The following is a 17736-nucleotide window of genomic DNA, read 5'->3' as shown; positions in this document are numbered from 1 at the left end:
GCCGTCTCAGCGTCGTCTTCTGGGGCGCGGGGATCGGCGCCGTGTGTGGCCCGGCGCGGTTTCGGGGACTCCCCTGCCCTCGTATCTACGGACCCTAACGCGCAGGTCGGACAACGCCATCCCGCATCGATAACTGTTCGCTGTGAGCGCAGGCTCACCGGCCGGTACGACGGACGGGCCCGAACACGCGGACGTGCGTGTTCGGGCCCGTACATCAGGCGTTCAGCGAAGCCGCGGGGCGGCCGCGGCTCAGGCCTCGGACTTCTCTTCGGTGCCCTCGGCCTCGGCGACGACGGTCTCGGCGACCTCGGCCTCGTCCTCGTCCTCCATGTCGATGACCTCGCCGTTGGTGTCCTTGACCGTGGCGGCCTCGACGACGACCGCGAGGGCCTTGCCGCGGGCGACCTCACCGACGAGCATCGGCACCTGGCCGCCCTCGACGACGGCCTGGGCGAACTGGTCGGGGGACATGCCGGAGGACTGCGCGCGGCGCATGAGGTGCTCGGTGAGCTCCTCCTGGCTGACGTTCAGCTTCTCCTTGTTGACCAGCTCGTCGAGGATGAACTGGGTCTTGATGCCCTTTTCCGCCTGCTGCTTGGTCTCGGCGTCGAACTCTTCCTCGGTCTTGCCCTGGATCTCCAGGTACTTCGCGAGGTCGAGACCCATCTGGGCGAGCTGGTGGTTGACCAGGTTGTGCTTGCGGGTGTTGATCTCGTCCTCGAGAAGCTTCTCGGGCATCGGGACCTCGACCAGCTGCAGGAGCGCGTCGAGCACCTTCTCCTGGGCCTGGGTGGCCTGGTCGTACTTCTTCATCTGCTCGAGGCGCTTGCGGCTGTCCGCCTTGAGCTCGTCAAGGGTGTCGAACTCGCTGGCCAGCTGCGCGAAGTCGTCGTCCAGCTCGGGCAGTTCGCGGGACTTGACCTCGGTGACCTCGACCTTGACCTCGGCCTCCTTGCCCTGGGCGGAGCCGCCCTTGAGCTCGGAGGTGAAGGTCGCGCTGCCGCCGGCCTCCAGGCCCTTGACCGCGTCGTCGATGCCGTCGAGCAGCTCACCGGAGCCGACGGTGTACGTGACGCCCTCGGCGACACCGTCCTCCAGGACCTCGCCGTCGACCTTGGCCTCGAGGTTCACCGTCAGCACGTCGCCGTCCTGGGCGGCACGCTCGACCGGGGAGGTCGAGGCGAAGCGCTCACGCAGCTGCTCGACGGACTTGTCGACGTCCTCGTCCGACACCTCGACGGCGTCGACCTCGACCTCGATACCGGAGTAGTCCGGGATCTCCAGGGCCGGGCGGATGTCGACCTCGGCGGTGAAGGCCAGCACCTCGCCGTCCTTCAGCTCGGTGATGTCGACCTCGGGCTGGCCGAGGACGTTCAGCTCACCCTCGTTGACCGCCTCGGTGTAGAACTTCGGGAGCGCGTCGTTGACGGCCTCCTCCAGCACGGCGCCGCGGCCGAACCGCTGGTCGATGACACGGGCCGGGATCTTGCCCTGGCGGAAGCCCTTCACCGTGACCTGCTGGTTGATCTTCTTGTACGCCGCGTCGAGGCTGGGCTTGAGCTCCTCGAAGGGCACCTCGACAGTGAGCCGAACCCGAGTCGGGTTCAGGGTCTCCACGGCGCTCTTCACGGTTCGGTCTCCTTGGGGCTGACTTCTGGGGTTCTGCTTGAGATCCACCGGCCACCGGTCTGATCCGGGCCCGGTCGATCACGCCCGGTACACAGACACACGGGCACGCAGCTTGCATAGTAACCGCAGAGAAGATGACGCCCACAACGTGATCTTGCACGCCCCGCCGATCTCGCGGGCGGGCCCGGTGGGCTCGGGGGCTGCGCCCGGCTGCTGCTGCCGGGCTGACCTGCTGGTCGGGGTGGCCGGATTCGAACCGACGACCTTCCGCTCCCAAAGCGGACGCGCTACCAAGCTGCGCCACACCCCGTCGGTGCGACACGTAGGGTACATGGCCGCAGACAGAACGGCTGCCAGTTATCGGGATGCCCGGTCGGGGTGGTGGGCGCGCGGACGCGGCGCCGGGCGGCGCATCCGAGAAGGGGTGTGCGGTGCACCGCTGTGACCCGCTAGGATGCACTGCGTGCCGAGGTCCAGCGACCGGCGGCGCCTGCGGGCGTAGCTCAATGGTAGAGCCCTAGTCTTCCAAACTAGCTACGCGGGTTCGATTCCCGTCGCCCGCTCTTCACGAGAAAGCCCCGGGCCTTATGGCCTGGGGTTTTCCGCTTTCCGGAACGCCGGCTGCTTTACCTCGCGGCCCTGCCGTCGCGGCCGTTCGCGCCTGCCTTCGCGGCCGTTCCCGCGGGTGCCTCTTCTTCCGTTCCCGCGCATGCCTCTTCGCTCCCGGCGCGCGGATCAATAAAGTGGCCGGCATGGAGATCTGGCTCAATCCCGCGTGTTCCAAGTGCCGTTCCGCCGTCCGGATCCTGGACGACGAGGGCGCTCAGTACACCGTGCGCAAATACCTCGAGGACCCGCCGGACGCGGGCGAACTGCGCGATGTGCTGACGCGGCTGGGACTGGAGCCCTGGGACATCACCCGGACCCAGGAGGCCGAGGCGAAGGAGCTGGGGCTCGGCGAGTGGGAGCGCACCGACGCCGCGCGGGAGCGGTGGATCGCGGCTCTGGCGGCGCACCCCCGGCTGATCCAGCGGCCGATCATCACGGCGGACGACGGGTCGGCGCTCGTGGGGCGCAGCGAGGAGGCCGTACGCGAGGTCGTGGCACGGACCGGCGGCGAATAGACCTCGTTGCGGCGGGACCGGACCTCGCTCCGGCGATCCTTGTACGTCTCGGCCTCGCAGGCCGGACCCAGCGGGCCGGCCCTCGCGCGGCGACCCTGCCTCAGGGACCGGCGGGCACCTGGAACGGCCGCGGCTAGAACGTGATGTGGTTGATGGTGTCCGCCAGGGAGTTGAAGAACCGGTTGATGGACGGCGCCATGCCGGTGGAGGCGAGGAAGAAGCCGAACAGTACGGCGACTATCGCCGGACCTGCCTTGAGTGACTTTCCTCTGATCAGCACGATCAGGATGATCCCCAACAGCAGCACAACTGACAGCGAAAGAGCCACAACTGATCACACCCTTGGTCGGAACGCCTCACCGGCCCGGGAGCATGCCGCGCACACCCCCCGACACCCCATCGTGCCACCAACTCCATGCCCACTGCAGGCCGGTGACGAATCATCGGCCAACGCTTTGCCCGATTCCGGCCGCAGGCGGCCGCGGGGCGGCGGGCGGGCGGCGGGGAGGCCGCGTGCGGGTGACGGCGGCATGGCGGCGGGACACCGGGCGCGGCGCGGTCGGGGGCACCGGGAATTCATGTGAGCGCGGCCACCCCTGTAATTCCGCAGCGTCATTCTGATCATTTCCCTTCGGGGATCCTTCGTCGGCGGACCAGGAAATTCGCATATTCGTGGCGTCCGTCACGGCCGCACGGAAGGCGGAAAGAGTGACCGGCGCCACGGACCCATAACGCCCTAGAAGCGGACATTCCCCCTGCGTCGTTCTCAGGGGATATCAACCCTTTTGGGGGTATGAAGCGTGGCAAATCGTCTGGAAGGGCGGGAGGTTACGCTTCGTCGATTGCTGGTTTTATCCGTATGGCGTCCCCGGCGGCACCCGGCGAAATAAGGAATGGCTTGGATGCGGTTTTACGCATTCGTCGACCGCCGCTATCGTGCGTCAAATGTTTCCCGCTGCCCCCACACCTCGACGCGCACTCCCCCCGGCCCGGGAGGCGGCGGGTACGGACCGCACGGAGCCCGCGGCGCAGCCGCCGGGTGTGCCGGAGGACACCGCGGCGTCCGGGCCGAAGACCGGTGGCCGCGCCGCGTTCTTCGACAACGCGAAGTACCTGGCCATCGTGCTGGTGGCGATGGGCCATGCGTGGGAACCGCTGACCGACGGCAGCCGGGCCGCCGAGGCGCTCTATATGACCGTCTACACCTTCCATATGCCGGCCTTCATCATCATCTCCGGCTACTTCTCGCGCAGCTTCGACATGCGCAAGGACCGGCTGCAGCGGCTGGTCACCGGGGTCGCCGTGCCCTACATCCTCTTCGAGACCGCCTATGCCTTCTTCAAGCGCTGGGCGGACGACGATCCGGGGCATCCCATCAGCCTCCTCGATCCCTGGTTCCTGACGTGGTTCCTGGTGGCACTGTTCGTCTGGCGGCTGACCACTCCGCTGTGGAAGGTGGTGCGCTGGCCGATTCCGCTCGCGGTGGCCATCGCCGTACTCGCGTCCGTGTCGCCGGACATCGGCGACGATCTGGACCTCCAGCGGGTGCTGCAGTTCCTGCCCTTCTTCGTGCTGGGACTGTCGCTGCGGCGGGAGCACTTCGAGCTGGTGCGGCGGCGGGCGGTGCGGATCGCATCCGTGCCGATCTTCGCGTGCGCGCTGGTGATGGCCTACTGGGCGGCGCCCCGGATGTCCTCGGCGTGGTTCTACCACCGTGACAGCGCACAGGAACTGGGCACGACCTGGTGGATCGGCGCGGTGATGACGCCCGCCCTCTTCGGCTGCTCGCTCGTGCTCGTGGCCTGCTTCTTCTCCTGGGTGCCGGCGCGCCGGACGTGGTTCACGGTGCTGGGCGCCGGGACGCTATACGGCTATCTGCTGCACGGCTTCCTGGCGAAGGGCTCGCGCTTCTGGGGATGGTTCGACGACTACGCCTGGCTGCACACTCCGCTCGGCGAGATCGCGGTCACCGTGATCGCTGCGGCCATCGTGACGGCGCTGTGCACACCACCGGTCCGCAAGGTCTTCCGCTTCGCGATGGAGCCGACGATGGCCTGGGCGTTCCGCAAGGACCCGGCCGACACGGCCCGGTCCCGGGAACGCGTCACCTCCTGACCGCTCCCGCCATGGCCGGTGCCGGTCCCGGTGGCATGACCGGGGCCGGCCCCGGGTCCGCGGCCCCGCCGGGGTGGGGCGCAGACGGCCGGCCCGAGGCCGTGAGACCGGCCATACGCGTGGCTATCTCCTCGGGGGTGGCGGCCCGCAGGCGGTCGGCGAGGGCGCCCGCGGCGAGTATCAGGACATCGTCGGCCCAGGACGCGGCGACCGGGTCATGGGTGACCATCACGACCGTCGCACCGAGTGCGTCGACGGCATGCCGGAGCAGGCCCAGCACCTCGGCGGCGGTGCCGGTGTCCAGGGCGCCGGTCGGCTCGTCGGCGAAGATCACATCAGGCTCCGTGACCAGGGCGCGGGCTATCGCCACTCTCTGCTGCTGCCCACCGGACAGCTGACCGGGGCGGCGCCGGGCATGCTCGCCCAGGCCCACCCGGGCCAGCGCCTCCGCCGCCCGGCCGCGGTCGGGGCGCCGCCCGGCCAGCCGCATCGGCAGCAGCACGTTCTGCTCGACCGTGAGCGCCGGCAGCAGGTTGAACGACTGGAAGACAAAGCCCAGACGGTTGCGGCGCAAGGCCGTGAGGCGGTTCTCACTCATCCGGCTGATATCCGTGCCCGCCAGCCTCACCGAGCCGGCGGTGGGGCGGTCCAGGCCGGCCGCGCACTGCAGGAAGGTCGACTTCCCGGAGCCCGAGGGGCCCATGACGGCGGTGAACGAGCCGCGCGGCAGCGCCAGATCGATACCGCGCAGCGCCTGGACGGCGCCGGATCCACGGCCGTACTGGCGGCGCACCCCCCTCAGTTCGACGGCGTGTCCGCCCGCCGCCGCGGCGTGCTCTGCGTCCCCTCGCCTGCTGCGCAGCCCCATGGCGTCGCGCCCCCCGTCCCGTCGTCCGGCCCGGCCCTCGTCACGACCGGTTGCTCCGCATTCAACGTACGGATCCGGCCCCCTCCGCGACCATGAGGAAGACCGCACACTTAACCTGAGGAAAACCCCACCCCGGCCGGTTCGGCCGCCCTCCGCCGCCGGCCACGCGGCCCGCCGTACTACGTACTAGGCGTCCGGTACTACGTACTACGCGTCCCGGACCACGTACTACGCGTCCCGGCAGATCAGCAGCAGCGCCCGGTCGTCGTTGACGTCCTTGGCGACGGCCTCGATCAGATGCCACGCGGCGCCCGCGAAGCCGCTGGCGACATAGCGGTCGGCCTCGCCGGTCAGCCGGTCGATGCCCTCGGCGATATCGCGGTCGGCGGCCTCGACCAGGCCGTCGGTGAACAGCATCAGCACGTCGCCGGGCCGCAGCGTCCCCTTGACCGGGTCGAACTGGGCGCCGTCGTAGACACCGAGCAGCGGCCCCTCGCCCGGCTTCTCCTCCCAGCGACCGCTGCCCGCGCTGAGCTGGAGGGCCGGCAGATGGCCCGCGGAGAGAAGTTCGTAGTCGCCGGACTCCAGGTCGAGGACGAGGTGGATGGAGGTCGCGAAACCCTCGTCCCAGTCCTGGCGCAGGAGGTAGCCGTTGGCGGCGGGCAGGAAGCCGTGCGGCGGCAGGGAGCCCAGCAGGCCGCCGAAGGCGCCGGACAGCAGCAGCGCGCGGGAGGCGGCGTCCATGCCCTTGCCGGAGACGTCGGTGAGCACCACTTCGAGGATGCTGCCACCGTGGGTGCGGGAGGCGACGACGAAGTCGCCGGAGAAGGACTGGCCGCCGGCCGGGCGCAGCGCCATCTCGTGGTGCCAGCCCTTGGGCAGTCTGGGCAGCTTGCTCTGGACGCGGATGCGTTCGCGCAGGTCGAAGAGCATGGTGCCGCCGCGCCGCCAGGGCACCCCGACCCGGCTGCGGAACTGCGCGATCAGCAGCCCGAAGAACCCGACCGCGGCCACGACCAGGACCGTGCCCGGAGTGATCCGGTCCGGGCCCCGGTCGTACGGGCCGAACAGCGCGGACTCGACGACCAGCGCGGCCGCGGAGGCGCCGTACAGGACGAGGAGGTTGGCCGGGCGCAGCAGCAGACCGCCGGCGATCACCGGGAGGACCAGGGCGGTCGGGGCGATCCATTCGGGGTGCCAGAGCGTGCCCGCGGCGATGGCGGGGATGGCGATCAGCAGGGCGGCCAGCGCGAAGTGGTCGGAGCCCTCTCCGCGGAAGTAGTCGACCCCGGCCTTGCGCACGCCGACGCGAGCCCGGTGCAGGCCTTTGTGCACCCGGGCCGTCAGGGTTTCCGTTCCCGGGCCGCTTGTCATCGCTCTGGGACCCTATCCACCCGTTCGGCGGCGCGTCGATTCGCCGCACGTCAGCCCGGCCAATTGCCGGGAAACGGCGTTCGAAATGCGGTCGCGCGGCCGGAGGGAGTCCTGCTAGGGATGGTTCATGACGACGGAACTACGGGTGCTCCGGGCCGCTGAATGGGACGTCTGGGCGGACGCGCTGGACGCCGCGTTCGGTGAGGTGTCGTCGCCCGAGGAGCTCGCCCTGCGACGGGAGCTGACCGAGGTCGAACGCTCGCTCGGCGTCTGGGACGGGGAGGAGTGCATCGGCACGGCCGGGGCGCTCTCCTTCCGGCTCACGGTGCCGGGCGGGGCGCAGGTGCCGGTGGCCGGGGTCACGATGGTCAGCGTGCAGCCGACGCACCGCAGGCGCGGGGTGCTGCGCTCGATGGTGCGGCACCAACTGGCGGACTTCCACGAGCGCGGTGAGCCGCTCGCGGTGCTGACCGCCTCGGAACCGGCGATCTACGGGCGCTTCGGCTACGGCCCGGCGGCCCAGGACATGCGGCTGACGGTCGACACCGTACGGCTGGCGGCCCCCGAGCTGCCCGGCGTGGACGGCGTACGGCTGCGCCTGGTGGATCCGGTGGCCGCGCTGGCCGACTGCGAGCGGGTCGGTGCCCGGCTCGCCCCGACCCGCCCCGGAATCCTCACCCGCCCGCCGGGCTGGGAGCGGGTCGGCGTGCTCGATGTGCCCGGCAACCGGGAGGGGGCCGGGGCGCTCCAGTGCGTACTGGCCGAGGTGGACGGCGAGGTGCGGGGGTATGTCCGCTATGCCGTCAAACCGGAGTGGGACGCCGAGGGGCCGTGCGGGACGGTGCTCGTCCGGCGCATGGAGGCGCTGGACCCGGTGGTGTACGCGGCGCTGTGGCGCTATCTGTTCGGGATCGATCTGACGTCGTCGGTCTCGGTGGCCACCCGCCCGGTGGACGATGCGCTGCTGCACCTGGTGGAGGACCAGCGGCGCTGCGGGATCGGACTGCGGGAGTCGCTGTTCGTACGGCCGGTGGAGGTGGGCACGGCGCTGGCGGCGCGGACGTACCGGACGCCGGTGGATGTGGTGCTGGAGGTCGCCGACCCGATGTGCCCGTGGAACGAGGGCCGCTGGCGGCTGTCCGGGGACGAGAAGGGCGCGAGCTGCGCACCGACCACGAACGCGGCCGATCTGGCACTGTCCGTACGGGAGTTGGGCTCCGCCTATCTGGGCGGTTACACGCTCTCGTCGCTGGCGGCGGCGGGCCGCGTCCACGAACGGCGGCCCGGCGCGCTGGGCGCGGCCTCGGTGGCGTTCGGTTCGGACGTGGCGCCGTGGTTGCCGTACGGGTTCTAGGCGCGGGTGCGGGGCGGGCGGCGGGTGGGGGGCCCAGGGGGTGGCCCGGGGTGGCCCTAGGGGGTGGGCGAACGGATCCCGTAAGGGTCGCGAGGGCCCCCTGCGGGGCCACAACGTGGTGGTGACGGGCGGGTATTCCCAGTTCCGGGTTCCGGTTTCCCGGTTCCGGGTGTCAGCGCCCGCTCATCGCCGGGTGTCAGCGCCCGCTCGTCGCCGGCTGGCAGACCGGGCACCAGAAGAGGTTGCGGGCGGCGAGGTCGGCGGTGCGGATCTCGGCGCCGCAGATGTGGCAGGTCTGGTGGGTGCGGCGGTAGACGTAGACCTCGCCGCCGTGGTCGTCGACGCGCGGCGGGCGGCCCATCGCCTCGGGCAGGTGCTCGGGACGTACGGTGTCGATCCGGTTGTGGCGGACGCCCTCGGCCATCAGGAAGACCAGGTCGGCCCAGATGGCGTCCCATGCGGCGCGGGTGAGGTCGCGGCCCGGGAGGTAGGGGTCGATGCCGTGCCGGAAGAGGACCTCGGCGCGGTAGACGTTGCCGACACCGGCGATGATCTTCTGGTCCAGCAGCAGCGCCGCGATGGTCGTACGGCTGCGGGAGATCCGCTGCCACGCACCGGCGCCGTCGTCCTGCGGGCGCAGCGGGTCGGGCCCGAGGCGGTCGTGTATCGCCTGCTTCTCGGCGTCGGTGATCAGTGCGCAGGTGGTGGGGCCGCGCAGGTCCGCGTGGGCGGAGGGGCTGGCGATGCGCAGCCGCACGGTGTCGGTGGGGGGCGATGGGGGTCCCCCCTGGGCCGAGGGGGGACCCCCCGGTGCGCCGCCGAATGCGATCTTCCCGAAGAGGCCGAGGTGGACGTGGATCCAGCGATCGGGGTCCCCCCTGGACTGGAGCTCGTCACAGGTCCTTGGGGGCGGGCCGAAGCCGAGGAAGAGGTGCTTTCCGTGGGCCTCGGTGGTCTCCAGCACCTGGTTGTCGACGAGGGCGGCACCGTCTGCGAACTTGCCCTGCGGGCTGGTCACCCGGACCGCCTGCCCCAGGAAGCGCTCGGCGTAGTCCGCTGCCAGGCGGTGGATGGTGTGGCCCTCGGGCATGCGTGCTCTCCAGTGGGCGCGCCCGCCCGCCCCGGTGGCCGAGGTGGACGGGCGACGGCGGTGTGCGGTGGTCAGCCCTGCGGGTGGTGGGCCGGGATGGCCGGGAGTTCGCCGGTGGTCTCGTACGTCGAGAGCATCTCGATGCGGCGGGTGTGCCGCTCCTCGCCCGAGTAGGGGGTGGCGAGGAAGACCTCGATGAACTTGGTCGCCTCTTCCTGGGTGTGCATCCGGCCGCCGACGGAGATGACGTTGGCGTTGTTGTGCTCGCGGCCGAGCTTGGCGGTCTCCTCGCTCCAGGCCAGCGCGGCCCGTACGCCCTCGACCTTGTTGGCGGCGATCTGCTCGCCGTTGCCGGAGCCGCCGATCACGATGCCGAGGCTGTCCGGGTCGGCTGCGGTCTTCTCCGCGGCGCGGAGGCAGAACGGGGGGTAGTCGTCCTGGGCGTCGTAGATGTGGGGGCCGCAGTCGACGGGCTCGTGGCCGTGGGCCTTGAGCCACTCGACGAGGTGGTTCTTGAGGTCAAAACCTGCATGGTCGGAGCCGAGATACACGCGCATGGCATGAGTGTGACACGGCGCTCGGCGGGCAGGCGTCGCCGGGGCTCTGTGCGCTGGGGCCCACGGAATCGCGGATGGACCTTGTGTACGTATGCGTTGCGCGCAACCTTCCAGTGTTTCATGCAACGATCCGACTTCAGGCCTTCCAATCCATGGTTAACGAAGATCTAATGCTGTGGTTCCACTTCCGTGAACCACACAAGGACGGTGCACATGGGCGCGCCTACCACCAAAACGGTCCCCACCACCGGAGAACCCGGTGCCGGACCCCGCGGGGGGCAGTCGCAGGACGGGCTGCAGGCAGGACTCAAGAACCGCCATCTGTCGATGATCGCCATCGGCGGTGTCATCGGCGCCGGCCTGTTCGTGGGCTCCGGCGCCGGCATCTCGGCCGCCGGGCCCGGCATTCTGTTCTCGTACGCGCTGACCGGGCTGCTGGTCGTGCTGGTGATGCGCATGCTGGGCGAGATGGCCGCGGCCTCCCCCGCCTCCGGGTCGTTCTCCGCGTACGCGGACCGGGCGCTGGGCCGCTGGGCCGGCTTCACGATCGGCTGGCTGTACTGGTTCTTCTGGTCGGTGGTGCTGGCCGTCGAGGCGACCGCCGCCGCCGCGATCCTCACCGGCTGGGTCCCGGCCGTCCCGCAATGGGCCTGGGCGCTGCTGGTGATGATCGTGCTGACCGGCACCAATCTGATCTCGGTGGGCTCGTTCGGCGAGTTCGAATTCTGGTTCGCCGGGATCAAGGTCGTCGCGATCGTCGTCTTCATCGTGGTCGGCGCGCTGGCGATCTTCGGGCTGCCGCCGGGCGATCATGCCGTGGGCATGGCGAATCTGACCGGGCACGGCGGTTTTCTGCCGAACGGTCCCGGCGCGATCCTGTCCGGCATGCTGCTGGTGGTCTTCTCGTTCATGGGCAGCGAGATCGTCACGCTGGCGGCGAGCGAGTCGCCGAATCCGGTGCAGGCCGTCCGCAAGGCCGTCAACAGCGTCATCTGGCGGATCGCGCTCTTCTACCTCGGCTCGATCGCGGTGATCGTGACGCTGCTGCCGTGGAACGACCCGGCGGTGCTCAAGAGCCCGTATGTGGCGGTGCTGAAGTCGCTGGACATTCCGTACGCGGGCACGGTGATGGACGTCGTGGTGCTCACCGCGGTGCTGTCCTGTCTGAACTCCGGTCTCTACACGGCCTCCCGGATGGCGTTCTCGCTGGGTGAGCGCGGGGACGCGCCGAAGTCGTTCGCCACCGTCAACAAGGGCGGGGTGCCGGCGGTCGCGATCTTCGCGTCGGTCGCCTTCGGCTTCATCGCGACGATCTTCAGCTACACGTCGAAGGACACGGTCTTCCAGTTCCTGCTGAATTCGTCGGGCGCGGTGGCGCTGTTCGTGTGGCTGGTCATCTGCGTCTCGCAGCTGCGGATGCGCCGGATCATCGAGCGGGAGGCGCCGGAGCGGCTGACGGTGCGGATGTGGCTGTACCCGTGGCTGACGTACGCGACGATCGCGCTGATCGTCTTCGTCATCGGCTACATGTTCTACAGCCCGGAAGGGCGGGAGCAGATGGTCCTGTCGGTGGTCGCGGCGGTCGTGGTGCTGGCCGTCGGGCTGGTGCTGGAGCGCAGGCGGCCGCGGGAGACCGCCGGGAAGTAGGCACACGCGACGGGCCGGGCCCCGCAGTCACCGTTCGGTGAGTGCGGGGCCCGGCCCGTTCGGCGTCGCGTGCGGTCAGCCGCGGCGGCCGGCCAGCTTCCAGGCGGTCGGCAGCGCGCCCATCGCCAGCGCGGCCTTGAGGGCGTCGCCGAGCAGGAAGGGCACCAGGCCGACGGCGGCGGCCTGGCCGAAGGACATGCCGGTGCTCAGCGCGAGGTAGGGAACGCCGACGGCGTAGACCACGGCGGTGCCGGCGGCCATGGTGGCGGCGGTGCGCAGCACTCCGCGGTCGCCGCCGCGGCGGGCCAGCGCGCCCACGAGGCCGGCGGCGAGCAGCATGCCGAGGATGTAGCCGAGGGTGGGGGCGCCGGCGCCGGAGGCACCGCCGGCGAACCAGGGCATACCGGCCATGCCCGCCAGGGCGTAGAGCGCGAGGGAGAGCAGACCGCGGCTCGTGCCGAGGGAGGCGCCGACCAGGAGGGCGGCGAAGGTCTGGCCGGTGACCGGGACGGGGGAGCCGGGGACCGGTACGGCGATCTGGGCCGCGATGCCGGTGAGCGCGGCGCCGCCGACCACCAGCGCGGCGTCGCGGACGCGGGCGCGGGAGGCGGTGGTGGCGGCCGGCAGCAGGTCGGCGAGGACAGCACCGGGACGGACGAGGGCGGCAGTGCTCATCTGGACTCCGCGGGTGTGAGAGGGATCGGGACGGGTCGGGACGCGATGACGTTAGCCCAGGCGACCGGCGGCGATCATCGTGTGGCGGCGACAAAGCCGTACCCGGCCCGCTTGGAGAGTTCCGAACAACCGCCACAATGCCCGGCCCTGCGGGGCGATGTGACGTCTTTGCAGGTCACGTGATGCTCATCACGGCCCGGCCGGCTTTATGGCGCCGGTTTTGTGGTAGCGCGCGAGGTGCGGGGAGACTGGGGCCGCCCCGCGGTGAGCTGTGGGGTTCCCCCAAACCCCCGGTGGTCCAGGGCGTGTCCTGCGGATCACCCAGCCCTTGCGAGAGTACGAGCCGATGCACGACACACCGACCACTGCCGGGCGGACCCCGCTCGGCGCGGGCGCCGGCGAGAAGGAGCCGCTGTCCACGGGGCTCAAGCAGCGCCATCTGACGATGCTGGGCCTGGGCGGGGTGATCGGCGCGGGTCTGTTCGTGGGCTCCGGCGCGGGGATCTCGGTGGCCGGTCCGGGGATCGTGCTCTCGTATCTGATCGCGGGCGCGCTGGCGATGCTGATCATGCGGATGCTCGGCGAGATGTCGGCGGCGATGCCGGCCTCCGGCGCGTTCTCCGTGCACGCGGAGCGGGCTCTGGGCCGCTGGGCCGGTTTCAGCGTCGGCTGGCTGTACTGGTTCCTGCTGGTCGTGGTGCTGGCCGTGGAGGCGACCGGCGCGGCGCAGATCGCCCACGGCTGGGTGCCGGCGGTGCCGCAGTGGGGCTGGGTGCTGATCTTCATGATCGTCTTCACCGTCGCCAACCTGGCCGCGGTGAAGAACTTCGGGGAGTTCGAGTTCTGGTTCGCGGCGCTGAAGGTCACCGCGATCGTGCTGTTCCTGGCGCTGGGCCTGCTGGCGGTCCTCGGGGTGCTGCCCGACACCGAGCCCGTCGGGCTGGCCAACCTCACCGGCCAGGGCGGCTTCCTGCCGCACGGCTGGGCCGGGGTGGTCTCCGGGGTGCTGGCCGTGGTGTTCGCCTTCGGCGGGCTGGAGGTCGTCACCATCGCCGCGGCCGAGTCGGACGATCCGGCGCGCGCGGTGGGCCGGGCGGTGCGCAGCGCGGTGTGGCGGATCCTGTTCTTCTACGTCGGCTCGATGCTGGTCATCGTGGCGCTGCTGCCGTGGTCGTCGCTGCGGCCGGGGCAGAGCCCGTACGTCGCGGTGCTGGAGCACATCGGGGTGCCGGGTGCCGGGCAGCTGATGAACATCGTGGTGTTCGTGGCGCTGCTGTCGGCGCTGAACGCCAATCTCTACGGCTCGTCGCGGATGGTGTTCTCGCTGGCCGAGCGGGGGGAGGCGCCGCGGGCGCTGCTGGCGGTGTCGGGCGGGGTGCCGCGCCGGGCCGTGCTGGCCTCGGTGGCCTTCGGGTTCGTCTCCGTACTGCTGAATCTGAAATGGCCGGATTCGGTCTTCCTTTACATGCTCAATGCGGTCGGCGCGGTACTGCTGTTCGTCTGGGGTCTGATCGCCGTCTCCCAGCTGCGGCTGCGTCCGCGTATCGAACGCGAGGCGCCCGGGAAACTGACCCTGCGGATGTGGGCGTTCCCCTATCTGACCTGGGCGGCGCTGCTGGCGATGGCCGGCGTCATCGTGCTGATGCTGGCCGACGACACGGCCCGGCCGCAGCTGCTGTGGTCGGCCGCGGCGACCGGCGCGGTGCTGCTGGTGGCGGGCGTACGGGAGCTGAGGGAGCGTCGCACGCGGCGCTGAGGCGACGCCGGGGCGGGCCGCGCCGCCCCGAGACGCAGGTCACAGGAAGTGACCGAGGAACGTTCACACGACGTGGTAATCGACGATCCATCAGGCACGTACGGTGACGATCGCGTCTGAATACCGAACATTCGCTGCACGACTGTTGCCCTGAGCGGACACCGGCACCCACACTGAGCCAGCTTTGCCGAGGATCCCGGAGTTGCGCCATCGGCAGCCCCTGCGCGACCCGATGCCCCGGCGGGGGCCCGGGGGGCCTGGCGGCGATCGCCGCACCGGTCGCGGCCCCGGGAGAACGCAGTTTCGCCTTGCTCCGCTCTCACCTACTGGGACAGGTACGACATGAATCGGACACCCTCGTCCGCCGCACCCGCGCGCGAGCAGACCAGCGCGCAGGGCGCCGGCCCCGATAGTGGCTCCTCGCTGTCCAACGGCCTCAAGCAGCGCCATCTCTCGATGATCGCCCTGGGCGGCGTGATCGGCGCGGGCCTGTTCGTGGGCTCCCGTGAGGGCATCGCGGCGGCCGGCCCCTCGATCGTGCTGGCCTACGCCGTCTCCGGCGCCCTGGTCATGCTGGTCATGCGGATGCTGGGCGAGATGGCCGCGGCCAATCCGGCCTCCGGCTCCTTCTCCGTGCACGCCGAGCGCTCCATAGGCTCCTGGGCCGGGTTCACGGTGGGCTGGATGTTCACCGCGCTGCTGTGTGTGGCGGTGGCCGCCGAGGCGCTGGGCGCCGCGGATGTGATGCACCAGTGGTTCCCGGACACCGAGCCCTGGATGTGGGTCCTGCTGTTCATGGTGATCTTCACCGGCACGAATCTGGCCGCGGTCTCCAACTTCGGCGAGTTCGAGTTCTGGTTCGCCGCCCTGAAGGTCGCAGCGATCGCCATCTTCCTGGTCCTGGGCGTGCTCGCCATCTTCGGCGTGCTCCCCGGCACCCACGCCCCCGGCGCCACCCACCTCACCGGTGACGGCGGCTTCCTCCCCAAGGGCGTCGACGGCCTGATGGTCGGTCTGCTGGCGTCGGTGTTCGCGTACGGCGGTCTGGAGACGGTGACCATCGCGGCCGCCGAGTCCAAGGACCCGGTGCGCGGTGTGGCGCGCGCGGTGCGCACCGCGATGTGGCGGATCGCCCTGTTCTACGTCGGCTCGATGGCCGTCATCGTCACGGTCATCCCCTGGAGCGCCCCCTCGATCGCCGAGTCCGGCCCGTACGTGGCGGTCCTGGACTACCTCAAGATCCCGGCGGCCGGCCAGATCATGAACGTCGTCATCCTGATCGCGCTGCTCTCCGCGGTGAACGCCAACATCTACGGCGCCTCCCGGATGGCGTACTCGCTCATCTCCCGCGGCCAGGGACCGGCCTTCCTGGGCAAGGTCAGCGGCGGCGTGCCGCGCCGCGCCGTGCTGATGTGCTCCGCCTTCGGGTTCCTCGCGGTGCTCTTCAGCTTCTGGTGGCCGACCACGGTCTTCCAGTGGCTGCTGAACATGGTCGGCGCGGCCGTCCTGGTGGTGTGGGGCTTCATCGCGGTCGCCCAGCTGCGGATGCGGCGGCAGCTGGAGCGCGAGGCGCCGGAGAAGCTCGTGGTGAAGATGTGGGCGTTCCCGGTGCTGACGTGGGTGGCGCTGGCGGGCATCGTCGTCGTGCTGCTGCTGATGCTGCGCGATGAGAACCAGCGCATCCAGCTGCTGTTCACCGGCGGCTTCGGGGTGGTGCTGGCCGTGATCGGGCTGGTGCGGCAGCGGGCCCTGGGCAAGGGCGCCGGGGCGGCGCAGCCGTAGCGCGCACCCGGCATCTGCGCAGGCGGGGCGGGACCTCCTTCCGAGGTCCCGCCCCGCCTCCGTCTTTGGGACCAGGCCGGGTCCCCGCAACCGGCCGATGATCACTCCTGCTGATAGCGTGCTCTTGCACATCGATTGCAACTACTGCATTGCTACGACTGCATGTACGCAGCTTGGAGGCGGGATCGGCATGGCGACCTACACACTTCCGGAACTCCCCTACGACTACTCGGCGCTGGCGCCGGTCATCAGCCCCGAGATCATCGAGCTGCACCACGACAAGCACCACGCGGCGTATGTGAAGGGCGCCAACGACACCCTTGAGCAGCTCGCCGAGGCGCGCGACAAGGACCAGTGGGGCGCGATCAACGGCCTGGAGAAGAACCTCGCGTTCCACCTCTCCGGCCACATCCTGCACAGCATCTACTGGAACAACATGACCGGCGACGGCGGCGGTGAGCCGCTGGAGAAGGACGGCGTGGGCGAGCTGGCCGACGCGATCGCCGAGTCCTTCGGCTCGTTCGCGAAGTTCAAGACCCAGCTGACCAAGGCCTCGGCCACCACGCAGGGCTCCGGCTGGGGCGTGCTGGCGTACGAGCCGGTGACCGGCCGTCTCATCGTCGAGCAGATCTACGACCACCAGGGCAACGTCGGTCAGGGCTCGGTGCCGATCCTGGTCTTCGACGCCTGGGAGCACGCGTTCTACCTGCAGTACAAGAACCAGAAGGTGGACTTCATCGAGGCGATGTGGCAGGTCGTGAACTGGCAGGACGTGGCCAAGCGGTACCGCTCCGCTCGGGAGCGGGCGAACAACTTGCTGCTGGCGCCGTGAGGGCGTAGCGCACCCATGCGTCCTGCCTCGTGATCGTCTTCTCAACCTTCGCTTGGCAGGCGGAATGACGGCGACGCCCCACGAGGACGTGACTCGTGGGGCGTCGCCCATGTTTGGCTGCGGGCCGTGTTCCGCTGTGCCCACCCTCCCCCAAGCTCTTAAGGAGCAGGGGGGACCCCCATCGCCCCAGCGGAACGACTGCCCACAGCGTCAGGGCGTCAGTCGAAGATCGGGCCCAATGTCCTCGTGCGCTTGATCTCGTAGAAGCCCGGGATGGAGGCGACCATCAGGGTGCCGTCCCAGAGCTTGGCCGCCTGCTCGCCCTTGGGGGCCGGGGTGACCACCGGGCCGAAGAAGGCGATCTGGTCGCCGTCGGAGCCGGGGACGGCGATGACCGGGGTGCCGACCTCCTGGCCGACCAGGTCGATGCCCTCCTTGTGGGAGGCGCGCAGCTGGGCGTCGTAGGTGTCCTTGTCGGCGTACTCGATCAGGTCGGCGGGCAGACCGGCGTCCTGGAGGGCGGCGGCGATGCTCTCGCGGCTCGCCCCGAGGCCCTCGTTGTGGAAGCGGGTGCCGAGCGCGGTGTAGAGCCTGCCGACGACCTCGTCGCCGTGCAGCTGCTGGGCGGCGGTCACCACGCGGACCGGGCCCCAGGCCTTGCCGCCGGGGCGCATGTTGTCGCGGTACTCCTCGGGGACCTGGTCGAGCTTGTCCTCGTTCAGGACCGCCAGGCTCATCACATGCCAGCGCACCTCGACGGGGCGGACCTTCTCCACCTCCAGCATCCACCGGGAGGTCATCCAGGCCCAGGGGCACAGCGGGTCGAACCAGAAGTCTGCCGGGGTCTTCGCGGTTTCGGACACGGAGTCTCGTCTCCTCAAGAGGGCGGTACTGCGTCGGTTTCGGACGTGCTGTTCTGTGGCAGGTTCAACC

Annotated in this window: 15 protein-coding genes and 2 tRNA genes; 8 read left to right on the top strand and 9 right to left on the bottom strand. The window is 70.3% G+C overall.

From position 1 onward, the window contains the following. Positions 1 to 249: 249 nt before the first annotated feature. Positions 250 to 1629 carry a trigger factor gene (gene tig, locus ACWD6P_RS00550; RefSeq protein ID WP_451441763.1) on the bottom strand — a complete coding sequence of 460 codons (1380 nt, stop codon included), beginning with the start codon at positions 1627 to 1629 and terminating at the stop codon, positions 250 to 252. A gap of 233 nt (positions 1630 to 1862) precedes the next feature. Continuing rightward, positions 1863 to 1939 (bottom strand) — tRNA-Pro (locus tag ACWD6P_RS00545). Positions 1940 to 2121: 182 nt separating this feature from the next. On the opposite strand from ACWD6P_RS00545, the gene ACWD6P_RS00540 reads away from it, so the two are divergent. Further along, a tRNA-Gly gene (locus tag ACWD6P_RS00540) sits at positions 2122 to 2192 on the top strand. 189 nt (positions 2193 to 2381) lie between these two features. Then, positions 2382 to 2753 carry an arsenate reductase family protein gene (locus tag ACWD6P_RS00535; protein WP_451441762.1) on the top strand — a complete coding sequence of 124 codons (372 nt, stop codon included), beginning with the start codon at positions 2382 to 2384 and terminating at the stop codon, positions 2751 to 2753. A gap of 133 nt (positions 2754 to 2886) precedes the next feature. Here ACWD6P_RS00535 and ACWD6P_RS00530 read toward each other — a convergent pair whose 3' ends face one another. Further along, positions 2887 to 3081, bottom strand: a complete 195-nt coding sequence (locus ACWD6P_RS00530) for a hypothetical protein (protein WP_451441761.1) — start codon at positions 3079 to 3081, stop codon at positions 2887 to 2889. 617 nt (positions 3082 to 3698) lie between these two features. Between ACWD6P_RS00530 and ACWD6P_RS00525 the strand changes: the two genes are divergently transcribed. Then, entirely contained in the window at positions 3699 to 4868 is a 1170-nt protein-coding gene (locus ACWD6P_RS00525) for an acyltransferase family protein (protein ID WP_451441760.1), read from the top strand. Here the strand turns inward: ACWD6P_RS00525 and ACWD6P_RS00520 are convergent. Next, positions 4858 to 5736, bottom strand: coding sequence for an ABC transporter ATP-binding protein (locus ACWD6P_RS00520; protein WP_451441759.1), 879 nt, complete (start codon positions 5734 to 5736; stop codon positions 4858 to 4860). The genes ACWD6P_RS00525 and ACWD6P_RS00520 overlap by 11 nt on opposite strands. Before the next feature lie 228 nt (positions 5737 to 5964). Continuing rightward, the gene (locus ACWD6P_RS00515) at positions 5965 to 7110 is read right to left on the bottom strand and encodes a PP2C family protein-serine/threonine phosphatase (protein WP_451441758.1); all 1146 of its coding nucleotides are present in this window, start codon (positions 7108 to 7110) and stop codon (positions 5965 to 5967) included. Between the two features lie 127 nt (positions 7111 to 7237). Here ACWD6P_RS00515 and ACWD6P_RS00510 point away from each other — a divergent pair, with 127 nt between their 5' ends. Next, complete coding sequence (locus ACWD6P_RS00510) at positions 7238 to 8464, top strand: GNAT family N-acetyltransferase (protein WP_451441757.1); 1227 nt, start codon at positions 7238 to 7240, stop codon at positions 8462 to 8464. A 196-nt stretch (positions 8465 to 8660) separates the two neighbouring features. Here ACWD6P_RS00510 and ACWD6P_RS00505 read toward each other — a convergent pair whose 3' ends face one another. Together ACWD6P_RS00505 and ACWD6P_RS00500 are read right to left on the bottom strand one after the other, a co-directional pair. Then, on the bottom strand, positions 8661 to 9554 hold the full coding sequence (locus ACWD6P_RS00505; protein ID WP_451441756.1) for an Fpg/Nei family DNA glycosylase: 894 nt from the start codon (positions 9552 to 9554) through the stop codon (positions 8661 to 8663). Positions 9555 to 9625: 71 nt separating this feature from the next. Further along, positions 9626 to 10111 carry a ribose-5-phosphate isomerase gene (locus ACWD6P_RS00500; protein WP_451441755.1) on the bottom strand — a complete coding sequence of 162 codons (486 nt, stop codon included), beginning with the start codon at positions 10109 to 10111 and terminating at the stop codon, positions 9626 to 9628. 213 nt (positions 10112 to 10324) lie between these two features. On the opposite strand from ACWD6P_RS00500, the gene ACWD6P_RS00495 reads away from it, so the two are divergent. Next, entirely contained in the window at positions 10325 to 11758 is a 1434-nt protein-coding gene (locus ACWD6P_RS00495) for an amino acid permease (protein WP_451441754.1), read from the top strand. 75 nt (positions 11759 to 11833) lie between these two features. Here the strand turns inward: ACWD6P_RS00495 and ACWD6P_RS00490 are convergent, their stop codons facing one another. Further along, complete coding sequence (locus tag ACWD6P_RS00490) at positions 11834 to 12433, bottom strand: biotin transporter BioY (RefSeq protein WP_451441753.1); 600 nt, start codon at positions 12431 to 12433, stop codon at positions 11834 to 11836. A gap of 346 nt (positions 12434 to 12779) precedes the next feature. Here ACWD6P_RS00490 and ACWD6P_RS00485 point away from each other — a divergent pair, with 346 nt between their 5' ends. From ACWD6P_RS00485 to ACWD6P_RS00475, 3 genes are all read left to right on the top strand, one after another. After that, positions 12780 to 14189, top strand: coding sequence for an amino acid permease (locus tag ACWD6P_RS00485; protein ID WP_451441752.1), 1410 nt, complete (start codon positions 12780 to 12782; stop codon positions 14187 to 14189). A gap of 342 nt (positions 14190 to 14531) precedes the next feature. Then, complete coding sequence (locus ACWD6P_RS00480; protein WP_451441751.1) at positions 14532 to 15971, top strand: amino acid permease; 1440 nt, start codon at positions 14532 to 14534, stop codon at positions 15969 to 15971. A 190-nt stretch (positions 15972 to 16161) separates the two neighbouring features. Further along, a complete protein-coding gene (locus tag ACWD6P_RS00475; protein ID WP_451441750.1) occupies positions 16162 to 16803 on the top strand; it encodes a superoxide dismutase in 642 nt (213 codons plus the stop codon). A 218-nt stretch (positions 16804 to 17021) separates the two neighbouring features. On the opposite strand, the gene ACWD6P_RS00470 is transcribed toward ACWD6P_RS00475, so the two are convergent. After that, positions 17022 to 17666 (bottom strand): mycothiol-dependent nitroreductase Rv2466c family protein, encoded by a 645-nt coding sequence (locus tag ACWD6P_RS00470; RefSeq protein ID WP_451441749.1) that lies wholly within the window; start codon positions 17664 to 17666, stop codon positions 17022 to 17024. Positions 17667 to 17736 lie beyond the last annotated feature (70 nt).

Source organism: Streptomyces sp. NPDC002446, from assembly GCF_053595675.1.
This window is presented reverse-complemented; position numbering and strand designations above follow the sequence as displayed.